Genomic DNA, 23,745 nt, shown 5'->3' with positions numbered 1-23,745 from the left:
AGATAGACCACTGGACTGTAACGGGGACGGGACGTAGGATCATGCCCATCGTCGCGCCGCACTCGCGGTGCGCACCGCTCTTTTCCCGCGCATACCGGCGGGGGCCCGGACCGAGCCGGGCGCCCCCTCCCCGGCACCGCTCGCCCACGCGCAGCCCAGCAGTCCGATTTCCGGCCCGCCGCGCCGTCTTCCTGACAGATCACGATGGATAACGAACAAAAGCCCACGCCCCCTTCGAAAGACCCTGCGTCGCCCGCCGCGCGGCGCCCGCGCCGCACGCTGATGGCCGGCGCACTCGCGGTCGTCGTCATCGGCGGCCTGCTGTGGTGGCATCCGTGGAACCGCACGCCGGCGTCCGGCAGCAGTGCGGGCGGTGCGGGCGCAAGCGCGGCCAGTGGCGCCGGCGGCCACCGCGGCCGTGGCGGCCCCGCCGCGATGGCGAACGTTCCGCAGCCCGTGCAGGTCGCGACCGCGACCCAGGGCGAGATGCCGATCGTGCTGTCCGCGCTCGGCACCGTCACGCCGCTCGCGAACGTCACGGTCAAGACGCAGCTGTCGGGCTACCTGCAGTCGGTCGCGTTCCAGGAAGGCCAGATCGTCAAGAAGGGCGACCTGCTCGCGCAGATCGACCCGCGCCCGTACCAGGTCGCGCTCGAGAACGCCGAAGGCACGCACGCGCGCGACTCGGCGCTGCTCGCGACGGCCCGCCTCGACCTGAAGCGCTACCAGACGCTGCTGTCGCAGGACTCCATCGCGTCGCAGACCGTCGACACGCAGGCATCCCTCGTCAAGCAATACGAAGGCGCGGTGAAGACCGACCAGGCCGCGATCGATTCCGCGAAGCTGAACCTCACGTATGCGCGCATCACCGCGCCGGTGTCGGGCCGCGTCGGCCTGCGCCAGGTCGACCCCGGCAACTACGTGACGCCGGGCGATACCAACGGCCTCGTCGTGATCACGCAGCTGCAGCCGATGAGCGTGATCTTCACCACGTCGGAAGACAACCTGCCGCAGATCCTCAAGCAGGTGAACGCGGGCCAGAAGCTGTCGGTCACCGCGTACAACCGCAACAACACGGTGCCGCTCGAGACGGGTTCGCTCGCGACGCTCGACAACCAGATCGACACGAGCACGGGCACCGTCAAGCTGCGCGCGAACTTCGATAACAAGGAAGGCATGCTGTTCCCGAACCAGTTCGTGAACACGCGCCTGCTCGTCGACGTGCTGCGCAACGCGACGATCGTGCCGACCTCGGCCGTGCTGACCGGCTCGATCGGCCAGTTCGTCTACGTCGTGAAACCCGACAACACGGTGACCGTGCGCAAGGTCACGATCGGCCCGGTCGACGGCGAACGCACCAGCATCGTCAGCGGCGTGTCGGTCGGCGAGCGCGTGGTGACCGACGGCTCCGACCGCCTGCGCGAAGGCGCGAAGATCTCGATCCCGGCCGACAAGCCGAAAGGCGCGTCGGGCGCACGCGGCGCCGGTGCGGCGTCGGGCGCATCGGGCGCCGGCGGCCATCGCGGCGAACACCGGCACGGCGCGTCGCAGGCAGCGGCCTCCGCGGCCCAGTAACGCGCGGGCCGCTCGATGAATCCATCCCGCCTCTTCATTCTCCGGCCGGTCGGCACCGCCCTCCTGATGGCGGCGATCATGCTGGCCGGTCTCGTCGCGCTGCGCTTCCTGCCGCTCGCCGCGCTGCCGGAAGTCGACTATCCGACGATCCAGGTCCAGACCTTCTACCCGGGCGCGAGCCCGGAGGTGATGACCTCGTCGGTCACCGCACCGCTCGAACGGCAGTTCGGGCAGATGCCGTCGCTGAACCAGATGTCGTCGCAGAGTTCGGCCGGCTCGTCCGTGATCACGCTGCAGTTCTCGCTCGACCTGCCGCTCGACATCGCCGAACAGGAAGTGCAGGCCGCGATCAACGCGGCCGGCAACCTGCTGCCGTCCGACCTCCCTGCCCCGCCGATCTACGCGAAGGTCAACCCGGCCGACGCACCGGTGCTGACGCTCGCCGTCAAGTCGAAGACGCTGCCGCTCACGCAGGTGCAGGATCTCGCCGACACGCGCCTCGCGATGAAGATCTCGCAGGTCGCGGGCGTCGGTCTCGTCAGCCTGTCGGGCGGCAACCGCCCGGCCGTGCGGATCCAGGCGAACCCGACCGCGCTCGCGAAGTACGGGATGAACCTCGACGACCTGCGCACGACGATCTCGAACCTGAACGTGAACACGCCGAAGGGCAACTTCGACGGCCCGACGCGCTCGTACACGATCAACGCGAACGACCAGCTGACGAGCGCCGACCAGTACAACAGCGCGGTCGTCGCGTACAAGAACGGCCGTCCGGTGATGCTGACCGACGTCGCGACGGTCGTCGCCGGCTCGGAGAACACCAAGCTCGGCGCGTGGGTGAATTCGGACCCGGCCATCATCCTGAACGTGCAGCGCCAGCCGGGCGCGAACGTGATCGCGACCGTCGATGCGATCAAGGCGCAGTTGCCGAAGCTGCAGGAAACGCTGCCGGCCGCGCTCGACGTGGAGATCGTCACCGACCGCACGACGATGATCCGCGCCGCCGTGCGCGACGTGCAGTTCGAACTGCTGCTCGCGGTCGCGCTGGTCGTGCTCGTGATGTACCTGTTCCTCGCGAACGTCTACGCGACGATCATCCCGAGCCTGTCGGTGCCGCTGTCGCTGATCGGCACGCTCGCGGTGATGTACATGGCCGGCTTCTCGCTGAACAACCTGTCGCTGATGGCGCTCACCATCGCGACCGGCTTCGTGGTCGACGACGCGATCGTGATGATCGAGAACATCGCGCGCTACGTCGAGGAAGGCGAATCGGGGCTCGAGGCCGCGCTGAAGGGCTCGAGGCAGATCGGCTTCACGATCATCTCGCTGACGGTGTCGCTGATCGCGGTGCTGATCCCGCTGCTGTTCATGGGCGACGTGGTCGGGCGCCTGTTCCACGAGTTCGCGATCACGCTCGCGGTGACGATCGTGATCTCGGCGATCGTGTCGCTCACGCTCGTGCCGATGCTGTGCGCGAAGCTGCTGCGCCATTCGCCGCCGCCCGAGAGCCATCGCTTCGAGGCGCGCGTGCACCGCGCGATCGACTGGGTGATCGCGCGCTACGCGGTCGCGCTCGAATGGGTGCTGAACCGACAGCGCTCGACGCTCGTCGTCGCGCTGCTGACGCTCGCGCTGACCGGCCTGCTGTACGTCTACGTGCCGAAGGGCTTCTTCCCCGCGCAGGATACCGGCGTGATCCAGGCGATCACGCAGGCGCCGCAGTCGATCTCGTACGGCGCGATGGCGGAGCGCCAGCAGGCGCTCGCGGCCGAGATCCTGAAGGATCCGAACGTCGAGAGCCTCACGTCGTTCATCGGCGTCGACGGCAGCAACATCACGCTGAACAGCGGCCGGATGCTGATCAACCTGAAGGCGCGCGACGAACGCTCCGAAACCGCCGCGCAGGTCATCCGCGACCTGCAGCACCGCGTGGCGAACATCACCGGCATCTCGCTGTTCATGCAGTCGGTGCAGGACCTGACGATCGACTCGACCGTCAGCCCGACGCAGTACCAGTTCATGCTGACGAGCCCGAACTCGGAAGAGTTCGCGACCTGGGTGCCGAAGCTCGTTGCCCGGCTGCAGCAGGAGCCGTCGCTCGCCGACGTCGCGACCGACCTGCAGAGCAACGGCCAGTCCGTCTACATCGAGATCGACCGCGCGAGCGCCGCGCGCTTCGGCATCACGCCCGCGACCGTCGACAACGCGCTGTACGACGCGTTCGGCCAGCGCATCGTGTCGACGATCTTCACGCAGTCGAACCAGTACCGCGTGATTCTCGAGTCCGAGCCGAAGGACCAGCACTACGCGCAATCGCTGAACGACATCTACCTGCCGTCGGCGGGCGGCGGCCAGGTGCCGCTGACGTCGATCGCGTCGTTCCACGAGCGGCCGTCGCCGCTGCTGGTCGCGCACCTGTCGCAGTTCCCGTCGACCACCATCTCGTTCAACCTCGCGCCGGGCGCGTCGCTCGGCGAGGCGGTCAAGGCGATCGACGCAGCCGAGAAAGACATCGGGCTGCCCGCGTCGTTCCAGACGCGCTTCCAGGGCGCGGCGCTCGCGTTCCAGGCGTCGCTGTCGAACCAGCTGTTCCTGATCCTCGCCGCGGTCGTCACGATGTACATCGTGCTCGGCGTGCTGTACGAGAGCTACATCCACCCGATCACGATCCTGTCGACGCTGCCGTCGGCCGGCGTCGGCGCACTGCTCGCGCTGATGATCACCGGGCACGACCTCGACATCATCGGGATCATCGGCATCGTGCTCTTGATCGGCATCGTGAAGAAGAACGCGATCATGATGATCGACTTCGCGCTCGAGGCCGAGCGCGTCGAAGGCAAGCCGCCGCGCGAGGCGATCTACCAGGCGTGCCTGCTGCGCTTCCGGCCGATCCTGATGACGACGCTCGCCGCGCTGCTCGGCGCGGTGCCGCTGATCGTCGGCTCCGGCGCGGGCTCCGAGCTGCGCCAGCCGCTCGGGATCGCGATCGCCGGCGGCCTGATCGTGTCGCAGGTGCTGACGCTGTTCACGACGCCCGTGATCTACCTCGGCTTCGACAGCCTCGCGCGCCGTGTGCGCGGCTGGTTCGAGCGGCACGGCCCCGGCGCCGATGCCGGCACGCACCCGGGCGCGTAAGCGATGAACCTGTCGCGCCCCTTCATCACCCGCCCCGTCGCGACGACGCTGCTCGCGATCGGCGTCGCGCTCGCGGGCCTGTTCGCGTTCGTCAAGCTGCCGGTGTCGCCGCTGCCGCAGGTCGACTTCCCGACGATCTCGGTGCAGGCGTCGCTGCCCGGCGCGAGCCCGGAAACGGTCGCGACCAGCGTGACGAGCCCGCTCGAGCGGCACCTCGGCTCGATCGCCGACGTGTCCGAAATGACGTCGACGAGCACGGTCGGCAACGCGCGGATCATCCTGCAGTTCGGGCTGAACCGCGACATCGACGGCGCCGCGCGCGACGTGCAGGCCGCGATCAACGCGGCGCGCGCCGACCTGCCCGCCGCGCTGAAGAGCAACCCGACCTACCGCAAGGTCAACCCGGCCGATTCGCCGATCATGATCGTGTCGCTGACGTCCGAAACGTCATCGGCCGCGAAGCTGTACGACGCCGCGTCGACGGTGCTGCAGCAGTCGCTGTCGCAGATCGACGGGATCGGCCAGGTGTCGGTCAGCGGCTCCGCGAACCCGGCCGTGCGCGTCGAGCTCGAGCCGCAGGCGCTGTTCCACTACGGGATCGGCCTCGAGGACGTGCGCGCGGCGCTGGCCTCCGCGAACGCCAACGCGCCGAAGGGCGCGATCGAATTCGGCCCGCAGCGCTACCAGCTCTATACGAACGACCAGGCATCCCAGGCGTCGCAATACCGCGACCTCGTCGTGGCCTACCGCAACGGCTCGGCCGTGCGGCTGTCCGACCTGTCGGACGTCGTCGATTCGGTCGAGGACCTGCGCAACCTCGGCCTGTCGAACGGCAAGCGCGCGGTGCTCGTGATCCTCTACCGCTCGCCCGGCGCGAACATCATCGACACGATCGACCGCGTGCGCGCGGCACTGCCGCAGCTCACCGCGTCGCTGCCGGCCGACATCACCGTCACGCCCGTGCTCGACCGCTCGACCACGATTCGCGCGTCGCTGAAGGACACCGAGCACACGCTGCTGATCGCGGTCAGCCTCGTCGTGATGGTCGTGTTCCTGTTCCTGCGCAACTGGCGCGCGACGCTGATCCCGAGCGTCGCGGTGCCGATCTCGATCATCGGCACGTTCGGCGCGATGTACCTGCTAGGCTTCTCGATCGACAACCTGTCGCTGATGGCGCTGATCGTCGCGACCGGCTTCGTCGTCGACGACGCGATCGTCGTGCTGGAGAACATCTCGCGGCACATCGAGAACGGCAAGTCGCGCATGCAGGCCGCGTTCGACGGCGCGCGCGAGGTCGGCTTCACCGTGTTGTCGATGAGCATTTCGCTCGTCGCGGTGTTCCTGCCGATCCTGCTGATGGGCGGCATCGTCGGGCGGCTGTTCCGCGAGTTCGCGCTGACGCTGTCGCTCGCGATCGCCGTCTCGCTCGCGGTGTCGCTCACGGTCACGCCGATGATGTGCGCGCGCCTGCTGCCCGAGTCGCACGACCCGCAAAACGAAGGCCGCTTCGGGCGCTTCCTGGAACGCTGTTTCAGTCGCATGCAGCGCGGCTACGAACGCTCGCTGACGTGGGCGCTGCGCCGGCCGCTCCTGATCCTGCTGACCCTGTTCGCGACGATCGGGCTGAACGTCTACCTGTACATCGTCGTGCCGAAGGGTTTCTTCCCGCAGCAGGACACCGGGCTGATGATCGGCGGCATCCGGGCCGACCAGTCGACGTCGTTCCAGGCGATGAAGCTGAAGTTCTCCGAGATGATGCGGATCGTGCAGAGCAACCCGAACGTGAAGAGCGTCGCGGGCTTCACCGGCGGCACGCAGACCAACTCGGGCTTCATGTTCGTCACGCTGAAGGATCGCACCGAGCGCAAGCTGTCGGCCGACCAGGTGATCCAGCAACTGCGGGTCCCGCTGTCGGACGTCGCCGGCGCGAGCACGTTCCTGCAGGCGGCGCAGGACATTCGCGTCGGCGGCCGGCAGAGCAACGCGCAGTATCAGTTCACGCTGCTCGGCGATTCGAGCGCCGACCTGTACAAGTGGGGGCCGATCCTCACCGAGGCGCTGCAGAAGCGCCCCGAGCTGACCGACGTGAACTCCGACCAGCAGCAAGGCGGCATGGAGGCAATGGTGACGATCGACCGGGCGACGGCCGCACGGTTCGGCATCAAGCCCGCGCAGATCGACAACACGCTGTACGACGCATTCGGCCAGCGCCAGGTCTCGACGATCTACAACCCGCTGAACCAGTACCACGTGGTGATGGAAGTCGCGCCGAAGTACTGGCAGAGCCCCGAGATGCTGAACCAGGTGTGGATCAGCACGTCGGGCGGCAGCGCGAACGGCTCGCAGACCACCAACGCAGCGGCCGGCACCTACGTCGCGACCTCCGCCGGCACGTCGAGCGCCGGCACGGCCACGCAGAGCGCCGCGGCGATCGCGTCGGACTCCGCGCGCAACCAGGCGCTCAACGCGATCGCGGCGAGCGGCAAGTCGAGCGCGTCGTCGGGTGCGTCGGTGTCGACGTCGAAGTCGACGATGATTCCGCTGTCGGCGATCGCGACCTTCGGGCCGAGCACGACGCCGCTGTCGGTCAACCACCAGGGGCTGTTCGTCGCGACGACGATCTCGTTCAACCTGCCGCCGGGCGTGTCGCTGTCGCAGGCGACGCAGGTGATCTACCAGACGATGGCGCAGGTCGGCGTCCCGCCGACCATCGTCGGCAGCTTCCAGGGCACCGCGCAGGCGTTCCAGCAGTCGACGAACGACCAGCCGATCCTGATCCTCGCGGCGCTGCTGGCCGTCTACATCGTGCTCGGGATCCTGTACGAGAGCTACATCCACCCGATCACGATCCTGTCGACGCTGCCGTCGGCGGGCGTCGGCGCGCTGCTCGCGCTGCTGCTGTTCAAGACCGAGTTCAGCATCATCGCGCTGATCGGCGTGATCCTGCTGATCGGGATCGTGAAGAAGAACGCGATCATGATGGTCGACTTCGCGATCGACCAGACGCGCAACAACCAGAAGTCGTCGTTCGACGCGATCCACGAGGCGTGCCTGCTGCGCTTCCGCCCGATCATGATGACGACGATGGCAGCGCTCCTCGGCGCGCTGCCGCTCGCGTTCGGCAACGGCGACGGCGCAGAGCTGCGCGCGCCGCTCGGGATCGCGATCGCCGGCGGCCTGATCGTGTCGCAGGTGCTGACGCTCTATACGACGCCGGTCGTGTACCTGTACATGGACCGCTTCCGCGTATGGGCCGAGAAGCGGCGCAACCGCCGCGGGAACAACGGCGGGCCGGCCGTCGCCGGGGAATGACGACGGGAGGCGGCGGCTCGACGGGCCGCCGCCGCGCGCGTGAGCCGCACGTGCGGCCCATTGCGAGCGGCGCGCCGGCTTGAATGCGCGTGCCGATCGACTATCGTGTGTCCATGCGCGTCGCCGCGCGCTGCCTTGAGGACACGCGATGAACGTCCAGTTGAACCACACGATCGTCTGGTGCCGCGACAAGCGTGCGTCGAGCCGCTTCCTCACCGAGTTGCTGGAATTGCCGCCGCCGACGCCGTTCGGCGCGATGCTGGTCGTCGCGCTCGGCAACGGCGTGTCGCTCGATTTTTATGAACGGTCGGGAGAGATCGCGTCGCAGCATTACGCGTTCCTGATCGACGAAGCCGGCTTCGATCGCGTGCTCGCGCGCATTCGCGAGCGCGGGCTGCCCCACTGGGCCGATCCGGCGAAGCGGCAACCCGATGACCTCTACCGCCACAACGGCGGCCGAGGCGTGTACTTCGACGATCCGGACGGCCACTTCCTCGAAGTGATGACGCAGCCTTACGCGGTGAACGGCTAGTTCAACGGGCCGGCATTGCACCGGCCAGTTACATGGCGCGGATGCCGCCCCGCTCGGCGCGGCATCCGGACGACCGGCGTTACTCGGCAGCGTCCGCCGCCGTCTTGCGCGGACGACGTGCGCGCGGTGCGGCCTTGCGTGCCGGCTTCTTCGGCTTGGCTGCGGCCGGCGCTTGCGCAGCCGCTTCGGCATCGGCTTCAACCGGCGCCGCGTCGTGTGACGGCTGGGCGGCGGCACGCTCGCCGCCGGCATCGCCTGCCGCCGGCCCGGCGTGCGTCGCCGCGACATGCCGCTCGCCGCCCTGCTCCGCGTCGCGATGCGCGTCGTCGGCATGCTTGCCGTGCGCGTGCTGCTCGCCGCCGTGCTTCGGCCCATGCCCGGCGTCGTCCGGCTTCCCGGCTGCCTGACGGCCTGCGCTCTTCGCGGCGGCGCCCTTCTTCGCGCCAGCCTTTTCGCCGCGGTCTTGCGCGCGCGCTTGCGGCCATCCTTCGCGTCGCCATGCGCGTCGGCCGTGTCGGGCACATCGACCGTCTCCGCCGGCGGCATCATCGGTACCCCTCGGCAACCTCGGCCACTTCGGCCTCCGCCGCTTCGACCTGCGCGCTTTCGTGCACGACCGCTTCCGCCCGCTGCCCGCGACGTTGCGCATTGCGCCCGGCCCGCGCCGGCTCGGCCGCGCGCGCACCGTGGTGCGCGCCACCGTGGCCGCCGCTTTCACCGCCCGTCGAGACATGCTCCGCGGCCGCCGACTGGCGGGCTCGCGACACGAACGCGCCCGACTTGTCGTCACGCCCCACTTCGAGCAGGCCCCGCGCCTGCGCCTCGTCGAGCAGGTTGCCGAACGCGCGGAACCCGTAGTACGACTCGTTGAAATCCGGCTTGCGGCGCTTGATCGCGCTCTTGAGCACCGACGCCCAGATCTTGCCGACGTCGTCCCGCTCCGACGCGAGCGCATCGAACGTCTCGACCGCCAGCGCAATCGCCTCGGCCTTGCGCGCGTCGAGGTCGTGCTTGCGCGACGGCTCGTCGGGCCGCTTCGCGCCGCCGTTGCCGGCGCGCTGCTGCTGTTCGCGCTTCGCGAGCGTGCGCTGCTGCTCGCGCACCAGGTCGTCGTAGAAAATGAATTCGTCGCAGTTCGCGACCAGCAGGTCCGACGTCGATTTCTTCACGCCGACGCCGATCACCTTCTTCGCGTTCTCGCGCAGTTTCGACACGAGCGGCGAAAAATCCGAGTCGCCGCTGATGATCACGAACGTATCGACGTGCGACTTCGTGTAGCAGAGGTCGAGGGCATCCACGACGAGCCGGATGTCGGCCGAGTTCTTGCCCGACTGGCGCACGTGCGGAATCTCGATCAGCTCGAAGCTCGCCTCGTGCATCGACGCCTTGAAGCCCTTGTAGCGATCCCAGTCGCAATAGGCCTTCTTCACGACGATGCTGCCCTTCAGCAGCAGGCGCTCCAGCACGGGCTTGATGTCGAACTTCTCGTACTTCGCGTCGCGCACGCCGAGCGCGACGTTCTCGAAGTCGCAGAACACGGCCATGCTGACGTTGTCCAGGGGTAATGCCATGTGTACTCCAACCAGTGGGCCGATGCGTTGTATGACGTAACGGCGAAAAATGCATCGCGCACATGATAGCCGGTCGGCGCGTCATTCCCGCATCCGTTTGAATGATTGGCGACCGGAATGTCAGTGTCGGCCGCGCGGCCGCAGATCGCGTGCCCGCGCCGGGCCGCCCTGGCCGGCGCCCGGTGCCGGTACGCCCGGTGCCGGTACGCCCGCAGCCGGTACGCCCCTTAATACACACCCGCCGCATCGGCAAATCGACATTACACTTGAGTTATCGGTCGTCCGTCCCTATCTGGACGGATGACGCATCGAGCAAGGAGCGGTTTCATGACGACGAAGGTACTGCTGATTGGTGCGACCGGCCGGACGGGCCAGGCCTGCGCGGATCTGCTGCTCAAGCAGCCGGAGTTCGAGGTCACGGCGCTCGTGCGCCGGCACGGCTATGCGCTGGCAGGCGCACGGGTCGTCGAGGCCGACCTGACGAACGATTTCTCGCACGCATTCCAGGGCGTCTCGCACGTGATCTACGCGGCCGGCTCGGCCGAATCGGAAGGCGCGGCCGAAGAGGAGCAGGTCGACCGCGACGCGGTCGCCCGCGCGGCCGAATACGCGCTGGCTTACAACGCGCAGAAGCTGGTGGTGATCAGCTCGCTGTCCGCGTACCGGCCCGAACTCGGCCCGGACGCGCTGCGCCACTATTCGCAGATGAAACGCGAAGGCGACGATCGCGTGATCGCGTCGGGCGTCGACTACGTGATCCTGCGCCCGGGCCCGCTCACGGACGATCCGGGCGTCGGCAAGATCGCGCTCACCGACGCATGGTTCGATGGCGCCCCACCCGTGTCGCGCCAGGATGTGGCCTGGGCCGCGATCGAGGCGATCAAGCTGGGCATCTCGCGCAAGATCGTCGGCTTCGTCGGCGGCAGCGTGCCGATCGAGCAGGCATTGCGGGCCTAGCGGCCTCGCACGCGCCGCCCCGCGGCGGCCCGTCGTTCCGTACCGGCGGCCCGCACGACGGGCCGCTTTGCCGTGCGGAGCGCCCGCTTACTGCTTCGGATGCGCGTCCGCCCACGCCTTCACGGCGGCGAGCGTGTTCTCGACGTGCTTGTCGGGCGACAGGCTCGTGTATTCGTAGAGCACCTTCCCTTCCGGCGAAATCACGTAGGACACGCGGTTCGCCTTGTCGATCGCCGGCAGCTTCGCATCGTATTCCCGGATGATCTTCGCGTCCGGATCGGCCGCGACCGGGAACTTGCTCCGGCACTCGCTCACCGAGAACTTCGTCAGCGTGTCGATCTTGTCAGCCGACACGCCGATCACCGTCGCACCGTAAGCCTTGTAACGGTCGACCGCGTCCGCGAACGCATGCGCCTCGATCGTGCAGCCCTTCGTGAACGCGGCCGGGTAGAAATACAGCACGACCGGCCCCTGCTTCAGCGCGTCCGCGAGCGAGTACGTGTAAGTCTTGCCGCCCAGCGACGCCTGCGTCGTGAAATCGGGCGCCGCGGCGCCCGGCTTCAATTCCGCCTGCGCCGTCAGCGCATGGCCGGCCACCAGCGCCGCCACGGCGGCGCCCAGCAACAGTTTTCGCTTCATCTGCGTCCTCATTTCTTATAAAGTCAGCCTCAATGTAGGCCCCGCCGGCGTTCGCCTGTCGAACACCCGCGTGACCAATCCGGTCCAGCGGCAACGCCGTCCGCGGCCGGTCCGTTAAAGATTCCGCACAGTCTGCCGTTATTCCTTCCGGACAACCGGTTCCAGCCCTTCACGTCAGCGAGAAACATGGAAGCCAACAGGAAACAGACGTCACGCAAGGGCTCCTGGCGCAGCGCCTTGCATACGCTGCGCCGCTTCGCCTGGTCGGGCGGCGCGCTGATGCCCGCGCGCGCCGGCGCGCCGCGACGCGACGACTCCGTGCGCAACTGGCTGGAACAGACGGTCGGCACGGTGGATTTCCTCGCCCATGTCGACCGCGAGCTGCGCTTTCTGTACGTGTCCGACGCGAGCCTGCGCTTCATCGGCTACCACCGCGACTACCTGCACACGCTGACGCTGCGCGACCTGATCGCCGAACAGGATACCGCGACGCTCGAAGGCCTGCTTGCACGCGCCGCGCGTTCCGGCCAGGTCGAGAAGGCGACGATGTGCATCGTCAAGTCGCTCACCTATCCGCTGGACGTCGAGATCCGCGCGTTCAAGAGCCGCCACCACGGGGTCGACGGGTTCGCGATCGCGGCATTCGACGTGTCGTCGTGGCGCGCGCTCGAGGCGCGCCTGACCTACGAAATGCACCACGACCCGATGACGGGGCTCGACAACCTGTCCGCGCTCGTGCCCGCGCTGATGCGCGCGCAGCAGACCGCCGACGGGGACGGCTCCTGCGCGGCGCTGCTGCTGCTCGACCTCGACGACTACCAGCGGATCAACCGCGCGCTCGGCTACGACGCGGGCGACACGCTGCTGCGCGAGACCGCGCAGCGGCTGAAGGCGCTCGTCACGCCGAACGAGCAGCTCGCGCGCGTCGCGAGCGACAAGTTCGCGGTCGTGCTCGGCGCACCGGACCGCACGCAGGCGAGCAATGCGGCCGACGCACTCGCACGCCGGCTGCAGGCCGCGGTGCGCGAGCCCTACGTGTACCAGGGGCAGACCGTGCACCTGTCCGCGAGCATCGGCATCGCGCTCTACCCCGACGAGCGCTCGGCGCCGCATCGCGCGCAGCACCACAGCCCGCTGCTGCGCCGCGCCGACCACGCGCTCGCGCAGGCGAAGGCGTCGGGCGGCAATGCGCTCGCGTTCCACGCCCCCGTCGACGATCCGGCCGACGCCGAACGGCTGAAGCTCGAAGCCGACCTGTACGACGGCGTGCGCAACGGCGAGTTTTCGCTCCATTTCCAGCCGATCACGCGCAGCCAGTCGGGCGCAGTGGTCGGGGTCGAGGCGCTGATCCGCTGGCGCCATCCGGTGCACGGGCTCGTGCCGCCGGCGACCTTCATTCCGCTCGCCGAATCGATCGGCCTGATCAACTATCTCGGCAACTGGGTGCTCAAGGCGGCGTGCATGCAGCTCGTCGCCTGGGACCGCCAGGGGCTCGCGCTGCAGTACGTGGCGGTCAACGTGTCGCCGCAGCAGTTCCGCGACCCGCGCTTCACGCAGAGCGTGCGCGAGGCGATCGCGCTGACGGGCATCGACCCGCGCCGCATCGTGCTCGAGATCACCGAAAGCCTGCTGATGCACGATCCCGCGCAGGCGAAGGGGCTGCTCGAGGAGCTGACCGATCTCGGCATCCGCTTCGCGATCGACGATTTCGGCACCGGCTATTCGAGCCTCGCGTACCTGCAGCGCTTCCCGCTCGCGAAGCTGAAGATCGACCGCAGTTTCGTCGAGAACCTGCTGACCTCGCGCAACGACCGCGCGATCGTGTCGGCGGTGGTCGGCCTCGCGCAGACGCTCGATCTCGAACTCGTCGCCGAAGGCGTCGAGACCGAGGCGCAGCGCGAATTGCTGACGGAGATGGGCTGCAACCATATCCAGGGCTGGCTCGTCTGCCAGGCGCTGCCGTCCGAGGAGCTCGCGCGGCGCTTCGAGGCGCAGCAGCTGCACCTGCACGCCGCCGCCTGACGCGCGCGGCGAACCGGACAGATCCGTATGTCAATCACCGAACACCTGCCCCGCACAGCATTGCTCGACAAGCTGTGGGCCCGGATGAACGAACGGGGCGATTTCCCGCTGCTGTCGGAATCGCTGCGCGCGACGATGGCCGCGATGAAGAACGACGACCTCGACTTCACCGCACTCGTGCGCGTCGTGCTGTCGGACTTCGCGCTCACGCAGAAAGTGCTGCGGCTCGCGAACTCCGCGATGTACATGGCGTTCGGCGGCAACATCACGACCGTGACCCGCGCCCTGATGGTGCTCGGCATGGACGCCGTCGGCCACCTGGTCGTCGGGCTCAAGCTCGTCGATCATTTCCACCACAGCACGCCGCGGCGCATCGACGCGAAGCTCGAGCTGAACCGCGCGCTGCTGTCCGGCTGCGTCGCGCGCAAGCTCACGGAGCGCGCCGAGCTGCGCTCGGGCGAGGAAGCCGTCGTCTGCACGCTGATGCGCCAGGTCGGCAAGCTGCTCGTGGTCTGCTATCTCGACAGCGAATGGGACCGGATCCGCCGTCGCGCGGTCGAGCTGAACGGCGACGAAACGGCCGCCTGCATCGACGTGCTCGGCGTCGGCTTCGACGAAATCGGGCTCGAGGCGGCCGCGCGCTGGCGCTTGCCCGACGTGATCCGTGCGGGGATGGCCGATCACGACCACATGGTCCATGCCGACGCGTTCGGCAACGAGATTGACGACCACGATGCGGGCCATGCGGCCGATGACGGCCCGGCCGACCGCGTGCGCTGGCTGCGCGCGGTCAGCCGCTGCTCGACCGACGTCGCGGGCGCACTGGTGATGCCCGCGAGCCCGCAGCGCGACGCGCGCATCGCGGCGCTCGCGCAGCACTACGGCGCGGAACTCGACATGGAATCCGACGCGCTCGTCGAGATCGCCGAGCGGCTCGCACGCGAGGAAGCGAGCGACACCGTGATGCGCGAGATCGTTGAGCTGCGCGCGAACGCCGATGCGATCGCGCGCGCCCAGGCCGCGCCCGAGGCATGCCTCGAAGCTGGTCTCGCGGACCTGCGTGCGCTGCCGTCCGAGCACGTGCTGACGCCGGTGCTCGCGCTCGCGTCGGAAAGCCTGCTGGCCGGCCTCGCGTTCACGCGCACCGTGATGTTCGTGCGTCACGACGACGGCATGTTCGCCGCGCGCCTCGGCTTCGGCCCCGGCGTCGATACGACGCTCGACCGGCTGCGCTTCGACGAGCGCTTCGAGCCGGACGTGTTTCATCTCGCGATCTCGAACTCGGTCGGCATCTTCATCGAGCAGGCGCAGGAGCCGAAGATGCTCAAGCGCCTGCCCGCGTGGTATCTCGACGCATTCGACGACACGCGCGCGTTCGTGCTGCTGCCGGTGCGCGTCGGCACGACGACCGTCGCGCTGCTGTACGGCGACTGGGCCGGCGCGCAGCCCGCGCGCAAGATCACGCAGCAGGAGATGGCCGTGCTCAACGAGCTGGCGCGCGAACTGGGCCGGTTCTTTCCGGCCTGACGCTGCCGCCGGCCGCTGCTCCGCGGTTTCCCGCCATTCCCCGCCAATTCCCGCTCCCAAAAGCAAACCGGCCGCATCAGCGGCCGGTTTGCTTGCATCGTGCGATCGAACGCAACGCTTACTTGAGCGTCACGGGCACGCTGAAGTACTTCTTCGCGAGGTTGTCGATCGTGCCGTCGGCCTTCAGTTCCTTCAGCGCCTGATCGAGCGCGGTCTTCAGCGCCGCGTCGTTCTTGCGCAGGCCGAAGCCGACGCCCGAGCCGAGGATTTCGGCGTCGCTCACGGTACCGCCCGCGAACGCGAAGCCCTGGCCTTGCGGCTTCGTCAGGAAGCCCTTCGAACCGGCTTCCGCGTCCTGGAACGTCGCGTCGAGACGGCCCGACTTCAGGTCGGCGTAGGCCAGGTCCTGCGTCTGGTACGGCACGACTTCGACGCCTGCCGGCGCCCACTTCTTCTTCGCGTACGCTTCCTGGATCGTGCCCTGCAGCACGCCCACGCGCTTGCCCTTCAGCGATTGCGGCGTCGGCAGCAGGCCGCTGCCCTGCTTCGCGATCAGCTGGTTCGGGATCGTGTAGATCGCGTCGGTGAACGCGATCGCGTGCTTGCGCTGGTCGGTGATCGTCATGTCCGAGTTGATCGCGTCGAACTTGCGCGCCTGCAGCGCCGGGATCAGGCCGTCGAAGTCGTTCTCGACCCACACGCACTTCGTCTTCAGCTTCGCGCACACCGCGTTGCCGATGTCGATGTCGAAGCCGGTCAGCTTGCCGTCGGGCGTCTTGTATTCGAACGGCGCGTACGAGGCTTCGACGCCGAAACGGAGCTCTTTCAGATCCGCTGCCATCGCGCTGCCTGCCGCCACGGCCGATGCCGCCACCACCGCGTGCGCGGCCACTTTACGCCAATCCAACTTCATCAGGTGTTCTCCTCGATACTCGAATGTTCCGGAACTACGGGCGCTTGCATCATTGCAGGGTCGGATGACCGCGGCAATGCCGCCACCACGCCGTGATGCGGCGCAACAGCCGCAAGGCCGCGATTGTACCAATCCGCGCGGCCCGATACGGCAAAGCAGCCGCCGGCACGTGATGCTGCGCTGCGGATGCCGACGTCAGCCGGGCGGCCCGTCGAACTTGCAAGACGATGTCGCAAATACGCAAGCGCGACCCGCGGGCGTTCTGCGCGGCGGGCGTGTGTTATCTCGCAAATGGAATGTCGGCCGGACGATGCGCGGGCCGCGGTCGCCGCGGCCACGCGCAACCGGTCACCGTCAGACGAGCGCCGCGACTGTCTCGCGGGTCGTGTCGACGACGAGCAGGCCCGCGCGCAAACCCGGCTTCACCGACGGATTCGGGAACACGATGCGCTCCTCGTCGTGCGTCACCGTGTAGCGGTAATCGCCATCCTGCGCGAGCACCGTGCCGCGTGCGAACGCGGTGAAGTTCGCGACGTCGGCCGCGACGAACAGCTCGAGCGCATCGCTCTGCTTCGTGATCTGGTCGATCACCGTGAAGACGCGCGGCAACGGAACGTCGGCCTCGCAAGCGGCGCCCGACACGAGCTTGCGCACCGCGCGGTCGGCCGGCGCGAAGCGCGCCAGGTCGTTCTGGCCGAACGGGCGCACCTTGCCGAGTTCCAGCGTGCACGCGAGCGCGCCGCAGTGCTCGGCCGTGAAATGCGAGTACGTGTTGCCCTTCGCGGTATGCAGCAGCACGGCCGCGATCCGCGCGTCGCCGAGCCATTCGAACATCGTGCGGGTCGGCGGCATGCCCGTGTGCGGCAGCAGCGCGAACTGCTCGAACACCGATGCGCGGATCGCCGTGTGCATGTCGATGTGCCAGCGCGCGCTGCCGGCCGGCGCGGCCGCGAAGAACGCGGCGGCGGCGGCTTCGAGCTGCATCGCGCGCGGCGCTTCGCGGCTGGCAGGCACCTGCGCGTGACGGCCGCTGAACAGGCGGTTCAGGTCGTCGTCGAGATAGCGTTCGCCGGCGCGCATCGCCGGCACGTTGCCGAGCACGACGAGCAGCCGGCACGCGAGCGGCAGCGCACCCGATGCGAGATCGCGCACGAGCATCGACAGCAGCTCGATCGGCGCCGTCTCGTCGCCGTGCACGCCGGCCGACACGAGCACGCTCGCCGTGCCGGCGGCCTCGGCCGCCGCCGGTTCGAGCGCGAGCAGCCCGTCGCCGCGCCATTGCCAGCGCACGGCGCCGGCGGCGCAGGTACCGTCCGTCGCGGACGGTGCGCCGCCGGTCAGCGTGAACGCGAGGAAGTCGTCGAGCAGCGCGTCGGCCATGCGGGAATCAGCGCTGGAAGTCATACAGCGAACCGACGCGCAAGATCTGCGTGAGCTCGTCGAGCGCAGTGCGCGATTCGTCGAGCAGCGCCGGATCGGCGAGGTCTTCCGGTGCGAGGCGATCGCGATAGTGCCGGTCGATCCACGTGTCGAGCGACGCGAACAGCGTGTCGTTGATCCACACGTTCGACGTGACGGCCGCGCGCTCCGCTTCGTTCAGCACGACGCGCAGGCGCAGGCACGCCGGGCCGCCGCCGTTCTTCATGCTTTCGCGCAGGTCGAACACCAGCACGTCGTGAATCGGGCCGTTGCCGGCCGCGAGTTCGTCGAGATAGGCCGCGACGTTGCCGTTCTCGCGACATTCCTGCGGCACGACGAGCACCTGCGAGCCGTCCGCGCGCGACAGCAGCTGGCTGTTGAACAGGTACGACGTCACCGCGTCGTTCACGCTCACGGCGGCCTCGGGCACCTCGATCACGTTCAGGCGCGCACCGCGTGCGTCGAGCGCGGCGGTCAGCGTGTCGTAGATCGCCTGCTTGTTGACGAACGCGCGCTCGTGCGTGAACAGCGTGTCGCGGTTGCCGACCGAGATCACGTCGTTGTGAAACACGCCCGCGTCGATCACGTCCGGATCCTGCTGCGCATAGACCGTCGCTTCTTCGGCGAGGCCGTGGCGATGCGCGACCGCGCGGCTCGCCTCGAAGGTCTGGCGCGCCGGGAAGCGCTTCGGCTCGGGCCCGCGGCGGTATTCCGCGCGGCCGTACACGAAGAACTCGACGCCCGGCTTGCCGTATTCGGCGCAGAAGCGCGTGTGGTTCGCCGCGCCTTCGTCGCCGAGTGCCGGCGTGCCGGTCAGCGCTTCGTGCACCGCGAAATGCGCGGGATCGGCGAACAGCGTCGACAGCGTGCGGCGCGTCGCTTCGTGCTCGATCGCGCGATGCAGCTTGCTGCACAGGTTCGCCGGCGTGAAGTGCACGCGGCCGTCGCTCGTGTCGGCCGACGGGCTGACGGTGGCCGCGTTCGCGGTCCACATCGCCGAGGCCGAGCTCGCCGCGGCGAGCAGTTCGGGCGCCTGTTTCGCGGCCTTCGCGATCACGTCCGCGTCCTTGCCGGAGAAGCCGAGCTCGCGCAGCAGGCGCAGCGAGGGCCGCTCCTGCGGCGGCAGCACGCCTTGCGCGAAGCCGAGATCCGCGAGCTGCTTCATCTTGCGCAGCCCCTGCTTCGCGGCGGCCTTCGGGTTCGCGGCCGACTTCTCGTTGTTGAGCGACGCCACGTTGCCGAACGACAGCCCGGCGTAGTTGTGGGTCGGGCCGACGAGCCCGTCGAAATTGGCTTCTTGTGCGTTCATCGTCGTTCCCTCGATCAGAAATGCAGGCCCGGCGACAGGCTCGCGGGCAAGGTCAGTTGCGTGCTTTCCACCGACGCCATCGGATACGCGCAATAGTCGGCCGCGTAGTACGCGCTCGGGCGATGGTTGCCCGAGCGGCCGGTGCCGCCGAACGGCGCGGCGGACGACGCGCCGTTGGTCGGCCGGTTCCAGTTGACGATCCCGGCGCGAATCGTGCGGCGGAAGTGTTCCCATGCCTTCGCGTCGTCGGCCAGCAGGCCGGCGGACAGGCCGAACGCCGTGTCGTTCGCGTGCTCGATCGCTTCGTCGAACGTCGCGTAGCGGACGATCTGCGCGAGCGGGCCGAAGTGTTCTTCGTCCGGCAGGTTCGCGACGCCCGTCACGTCGACGATCGCCGCGTTCACGAAGCCCAGGCGCGGATCCCGCTGCGTCATCGCGATGATCGGTTTCGCGCCCTGCTCGATCAGGCGCGACTGCGCGTCGACGAGCTTCGCCGCGGCACGCGCCGAGATCACCGCGCCCATGAACGGTTGCGGATCGGCGTCGAACACGTCGGCCGTGATCTTCGACGTGACGTCGGCGAAGCGTGCGAGGAAACGGTCGCCGAACGCGCCCTGCGGCACGAAGATGCGGCGTGCGCACGTGCAGCGCTGGCCGGCCGACAGGAACGCCGACTGGATCGTGTGGTGGACGGCCGCGTCGATATCCTCGACTTCGCCGATCACGAGCGGGTTGTTGCCGCCCATCTCGAGCGCGAGCACGATTTCCGGACGGCCGCCGAACTGCTTGTGCAGCAGCGTGCCGGTATCCGAGCTGCCGGTGAAGAACAGCCCGTCGATCTGCCGATGATTCGCGAGCGCGATGCCCGTATCCTTCTCGCCCTGCACCAGGTTCAGCACGCCATCCGGCAGCCCCGCTTCCTTCCACACTTCGACCGTCGCACGCGCGACGCCCGGTGCGAGTTCCGACGGCTTGAACACGACTGCGTTGCCGGCGATCAGCGCGGGCACGATATGGCCGTTCGGCAAGTGGCCGGGGAAGTTGTACGGGCCGAACACCGCGACGACGCCATGCGGGCGGTGACGCAGCACCGCGACGCCGTCGGCCATGTCCTGGCGCTTCTCGCCGGTGCGTTCCTGGTAGGCCTGGATCGAGATGCCGACCTTCGCGGCCATCGACGCGACTTCGGTGCGTGCTTCCCACAGCGGCTTGCCCGTCTCGCGGCCGATCGCGGTCGCGATGGCTTCCTTGCGTTCGTTGAGCAATGCGGCGAAACGCTTGACGATCGCGCAGCGCGATTCGAAGTCGAGCGCCGACCAGCCGGCGAATGCGCGGCGCGCGCTTGCGACCGCGCGATCGACGTCGGCCGCCGACGCGCTTTCACCCTGCCATGCGATCTCGTCGGTGCCGGGGTTGCGCGAAGCGAACACGGGGCCCGAGCCTGCGACCCAGGCGCCGTCGATGAAGAGTTCCGTCATGATTCGTTTATCCCTGTTTGACTTTGAGCGGCAGCACGCGCACCGGATCGCCGGCCTTCACGTCGAGCGCGACGGCGTCGTCGGCCGACAGCACGAACGCGCCGTTCGCGACCACGCCCGGCGCGACGCCGACGCGGAAATCGGTGAGCGACGTGTTCGACACGAGCGACCTTGCAGCGTCATCCCGTGCATCGGGCACGCCGATCGCGACCGGTACGACGACGCTCTCGCGCACCGTGCGCAAGTCGTTGACGTGGCATTCGAGCACGGGGCCCGCGTCGAAGATGTCGACGTGATTCTGGTAACGCAGCCCTTCCGCCTCGAGCATCTTGCGGGCCGGCAGCGTGTCGCGGTGCGTGAGGCCGACCGCGTCCTGCGCATCCTGCGGCAGCAGGTCGACGTACACCGGGTAGCGCGGCATCAGTTCCGCGAGGAACGACTTGCGGCCGTGCGAGCTGAGATAGTCGGCTGCGTTGAAATCGATCTGGTAGAAGTGCGAACCGACTGCGCGCCAGAACGGCGACGTGCCGTCTTCGTCGAAGTGGCCGCGCAATTCCGCGCAGATGCGTTCCGGAAAGCGTTCGCGGAACTGCGCGATGAACATGAAGCGCGAGCGCGACAGCAGGCCGCCCACGCCGCCCGTGCGATAGCGCGGGCTCAGGAACAGCGAGCACACTTCCGCGTAACCGGTCAGGTCGTGCGAAATGTTCAGCGCGGACATCCGCGTCCACACGCCGAGCTCCTGGCTCGCATGCACGACCGTGCTCACGCGGTAGTTGTAGAACGGCTGTTCGAGGCCGACCTGCGTCTCGATCCCGCACACGCCCGCGATGTCGCCCGTCTTCGATTCTTCCATCACGAAGAAGTAGCCGGCCTCGCCGGCCGCCGCCTCGCCCGCGAGCGTGCGGCGCGTGCGCTCGATGCGCGCGGCGAGCGCGTCGCGGTCGGGCTTGAACGTGGTCAGGCCCGGCCCGGTTTCCTTCGCGAGCGACACGAGCGCGTCGACGTCGCCCGTTTGTACGACCCGAACGACGATCATGCTGCGTCTCCCTTCAAATCTTCATCGTCGCGGCGGTGCAGCGGCACGCAGCGCACGACATCGCCATCCTTCACGTCGAGCACCGCGCGCACGTCGCCGGCCAGCGGTGCATCGCCCGCATCGCCCGGCAGGTCGGCCAGCACGCAGCGGAACGATTCGCCGCTGCCCGTCGACACCATGTACGCCACGTCGCCCTGCTGGTGCGCGGCCTCGCGCACGATGCGCTCGGCGCCCTGCTTCACGCACGCGGTGCGGTCGACCTGCGCGGTCAGCACCGGGCCCGCGTCGAAGATGTCGACGAAGCGGTCGGGCTCGAAGCCTTCCTCGAGATGGATGTCGTAGGCGAGCAGCGCCGATTCGTTCGGCTCGCCGAGCACGCGCTGCGCGGCTTCCGGCAGCAGCGGCACGTAGAGCGGGTATGCCGGCATCACTTCCGCGATGAAGGTCCGGCTGCGGCCGCCCGACGCGATGTCGACGTCGGTGAAGTCGCGGCCGAAGAACTTGCGCCCCACCGCTTCCCAGAACGGCGATGCGCCGTTGCCGTCGCTCACGCCGAGCAGCAGCGTGAACACTTCCGGCGTGAAGCGGCGGCGGTTCGCGGCGATGTACATCATCCGCGCACGCGAGATCAGGTGCGCGGCCGCGTCGCCGCGCAGCGACGGATCGACGTAGAAGCCCGCCAGCCGGCTCTTGCCGGTCAGCTCGTGCGACATCGTGAGCGCGTGGATCTTGCGGTTCACGTGCAGCTCGCGCGACGCGTGGATCAAGGCGTCGTTGCGGAACGCGTAGAACGGTTCCGAGTAGCCGGCCGCGGCCACGATGCTCGCCGTGCCGAGCAGCTTGCCCGTCGACGAATCCTCGAGCACGAAGAGGTAGAACTCCTCGCCGGCGAAGTCGACGTCCGCGCGAAACGAATCCTCGGAGAGCGCCACGCGCGCTTCGAGCGCCGCGCGGTCGTGCGGCAGCGAGTGCAGGACCGGCTGCGCGGTGCGCGCCATGTGCGCGAGCGCATCGAGATCCGTGAGTTTGCCGGGGCGAACAAATAGCATCGTCGTTCCTGTCTGCGATGAGTGCGCCGATCAGCGCGCGGTGGCTTCCTGGGCCGCGAGCACCTGCTCGACTGCCTTCTCGAAGCGCTTCATGCCTTCGTCGAGCTGGTCGAACGGGATCACCAGCGACGGCACGAAGCGCAGCACGTTCGGGCCGGCGATCAGCATGATCAGGCCGTTCTCGGCGGCGGCGGTGACGAAGTCCTTCGCGCGGCCGTCGAATGCGGCGGTGAGTTCGGCGCCGACGAGCAGGCCCTTGCCGCGCACGTCCTTGAAGATGCCGAAGCGCGCGTTGATGCGCTCGAGCGCGCCCTTCAGGCGCACGCTGCGTTCACGAACGCCTTCGAGCAGTGCCGGGTCGCTGATCAGTTCGACGACCTTGTCGGCGATTGCCGATGCGAGCGGGTTGCCGCCGTAAGTCGTGCCGTGCACGCCGACCTTGAAGTGCGCGGCCAGCTCGTTCGTCGTCAGCATCGCGCCGATCGGGAAGCCGTTGCCGAGCGCCTTGGCGGTCGTCAGGATGTCCGGCGTGACGCCGGTATCCATATAGGCGTAGAACTGGCCCGTGCGGCCGACGCCCGTTTGCACTTCGTCGAAAATCAGCAGTGCGCCGTTCGCGTCGCAGGCTTCGCGCAGCGCCTTCAGGAAGGCCGGATCGGCCGGGATCACGCCGCCTTCGCCCTGCACCGGCTCGACGATCACCGCGCAGGTTTGCGGGCCGATCGCGGCCTTGGCGGCTTCGATGTCGTTGAACGGCAGGTGCTTGATGCCTTCCGGCACCGGGCCGAAGCCTTCCGAGTACTTCGGCTGGCCGCCGACGCTGACCGTGAAGAACGTGCGGCCGTGGAACGACTGGACGAACGACACGATTTCATATTTGTCGGCGCCGTGGCGGTCGAATGCGACGCGGCGTGCGAGTTTCAGGGCGGCTTCGTTCGCTTCCGCGCCGGAGTTCGCGAAGAACGCGCGGTCGGCGAAGGTCAGCGATTCGAGGCGCTTCGCGAGGCGCAGCACCGGCTCGTTCGTGTAGCCGTTGCCGATGTGCCAGAGCTTGCGGCCTTGTTCGTCCAGGACTTTCAGCAGTTCCGGGTGGCCGTGGCCCAGCGACGTGACCGCGATGCCGCACGCGAAGTCGATGTACTCGCGGCCAGCCGTGTCCCACACGCGGGAGCCCTCTGCACGGTCCGGCACGAACGGCGCGGGGGAAAATACCGGCACCATCACTTCGTCGAATGTCTGGCGGGTCACGGTCGAGGTCGTCATGGTCG

General features: G+C 68.4%; 15 protein-coding genes and 1 pseudogene. 7 read left to right on the top strand and 9 right to left on the bottom strand.

Annotated elements, in window-relative coordinates:
• The first annotated feature begins 204 nt into the window (after positions 1–204).
• The 4 genes from LXE91_RS10890 (at position 205) to LXE91_RS10875 (ending at position 8,554) form a co-directional block, all read left to right on the top strand.
• Positions 205–1,575 (top strand): MdtA/MuxA family multidrug efflux RND transporter periplasmic adaptor subunit, encoded by a 1,371-nt coding sequence (locus LXE91_RS10890; protein ID WP_039348213.1) that lies wholly within the window; start codon positions 205–207, stop codon positions 1,573–1,575.
• Positions 1,576–1,590: 15 nt separating this feature from the next.
• Positions 1,591–4,710: an MdtB/MuxB family multidrug efflux RND transporter permease subunit gene (locus LXE91_RS10885; protein ID WP_039348218.1), complete on the top strand. Its 3,120-nt coding sequence runs from the start codon at positions 1,591–1,593 to the stop codon at positions 4,708–4,710.
• Between the two features lie 3 nt (positions 4,711–4,713).
• Positions 4,714–8,022: an efflux RND transporter permease subunit gene (locus LXE91_RS10880; RefSeq protein WP_039348220.1), complete on the top strand. Its 3,309-nt coding sequence runs from the start codon at positions 4,714–4,716 to the stop codon at positions 8,020–8,022.
• 148 nt (positions 8,023–8,170) lie between these two features.
• Positions 8,171–8,554 carry a VOC family protein gene (locus tag LXE91_RS10875; protein ID WP_039348224.1) on the top strand — a complete coding sequence of 128 codons (384 nt, stop codon included), beginning with the start codon at positions 8,171–8,173 and terminating at the stop codon, positions 8,552–8,554.
• 79 nt (positions 8,555–8,633) lie between these two features.
• On the opposite strand, the pseudogene LXE91_RS10870 reads toward LXE91_RS10875, so the two are convergent.
• Positions 8,634–10,125: pseudogene (locus LXE91_RS10870) on the bottom strand (NYN domain-containing protein).
• 327 nt (positions 10,126–10,452) lie between these two features.
• On the opposite strand from LXE91_RS10870, the gene LXE91_RS10865 reads away from it, so the two are divergent.
• Complete coding sequence (locus tag LXE91_RS10865) at positions 10,453–11,082, top strand: NAD(P)H-binding protein (protein WP_039348230.1); 630 nt, start codon at positions 10,453–10,455, stop codon at positions 11,080–11,082.
• A gap of 87 nt (positions 11,083–11,169) precedes the next feature.
• On the opposite strand, the gene LXE91_RS10860 is transcribed toward LXE91_RS10865, so the two are convergent.
• Positions 11,170–11,721, bottom strand: coding sequence for a peroxiredoxin (locus LXE91_RS10860; RefSeq protein ID WP_039348233.1), 552 nt, complete (start codon positions 11,719–11,721; stop codon positions 11,170–11,172).
• A gap of 279 nt (positions 11,722–12,000) precedes the next feature.
• On the opposite strand from LXE91_RS10860, the gene cdpA reads away from it, so the two are divergent.
• Complete coding sequence (gene cdpA / locus LXE91_RS10855; RefSeq protein WP_194128506.1) at positions 12,001–13,743, top strand: cyclic di-GMP phosphodiesterase CdpA; 1,743 nt, start codon at positions 12,001–12,003, stop codon at positions 13,741–13,743.
• Positions 13,744–13,770: 27 nt separating this feature from the next.
• Positions 13,771–15,270, top strand: coding sequence for an HDOD domain-containing protein (locus tag LXE91_RS10850; RefSeq protein WP_039348240.1), 1,500 nt, complete (start codon positions 13,771–13,773; stop codon positions 15,268–15,270).
• A gap of 118 nt (positions 15,271–15,388) precedes the next feature.
• On the opposite strand, the gene LXE91_RS10845 is transcribed toward LXE91_RS10850, so the two are convergent.
• The 7 genes from LXE91_RS10845 to LXE91_RS10815 form a co-directional block, all read right to left on the bottom strand.
• Positions 15,389–16,183, bottom strand: a complete 795-nt coding sequence (locus LXE91_RS10845; RefSeq protein ID WP_039348242.1) for an ABC transporter substrate-binding protein — start codon at positions 16,181–16,183, stop codon at positions 15,389–15,391.
• A 354-nt stretch (positions 16,184–16,537) separates the two neighbouring features.
• Positions 16,538–17,587, bottom strand: a complete 1,050-nt coding sequence (gene astE, locus LXE91_RS10840) for a succinylglutamate desuccinylase (RefSeq protein ID WP_039348244.1) — start codon at positions 17,585–17,587, stop codon at positions 16,538–16,540.
• Positions 17,571–18,911, bottom strand: a complete 1,341-nt coding sequence (gene astB, locus LXE91_RS10835; protein ID WP_039348245.1) for an N-succinylarginine dihydrolase — start codon at positions 18,909–18,911, stop codon at positions 17,571–17,573. Before astB ends, astE begins: the two co-directional genes overlap by 17 nt.
• 14 nt (positions 18,912–18,925) lie before the next feature.
• A complete protein-coding gene (gene astD / locus LXE91_RS10830) occupies positions 18,926–20,389 on the bottom strand; it encodes a succinylglutamate-semialdehyde dehydrogenase (RefSeq protein WP_039348246.1) in 1,464 nt (487 codons plus the stop codon).
• A gap of 7 nt (positions 20,390–20,396) precedes the next feature.
• Positions 20,397–21,428, bottom strand: coding sequence for an arginine N-succinyltransferase (gene astA / locus LXE91_RS10825; protein WP_039348249.1), 1,032 nt, complete (start codon positions 21,426–21,428; stop codon positions 20,397–20,399).
• Positions 21,425–22,477, bottom strand: a complete 1,053-nt coding sequence (gene aruF, locus LXE91_RS10820) for an arginine/ornithine succinyltransferase subunit alpha (RefSeq protein ID WP_039348251.1) — start codon at positions 22,475–22,477, stop codon at positions 21,425–21,427. The genes astA and aruF overlap by 4 nt, the downstream gene beginning before the upstream one ends.
• A 30-nt stretch (positions 22,478–22,507) precedes the next feature.
• Positions 22,508–23,740 carry an aspartate aminotransferase family protein gene (locus LXE91_RS10815; RefSeq protein ID WP_039348254.1) on the bottom strand — a complete coding sequence of 411 codons (1,233 nt, stop codon included), beginning with the start codon at positions 23,738–23,740 and terminating at the stop codon, positions 22,508–22,510.
• Positions 23,741–23,745: the final 5 nt, after the last annotated feature.

It is taken from the genome of Burkholderia contaminans (assembly GCF_029633825.1).
Taxonomy (GTDB): Bacteria; Pseudomonadota; Gammaproteobacteria; order Burkholderiales; family Burkholderiaceae; genus Burkholderia; species Burkholderia contaminans.
Note: the sequence above shows the minus strand (reverse complement) of the source record. Positions and strands in the feature narration are given on the sequence as shown.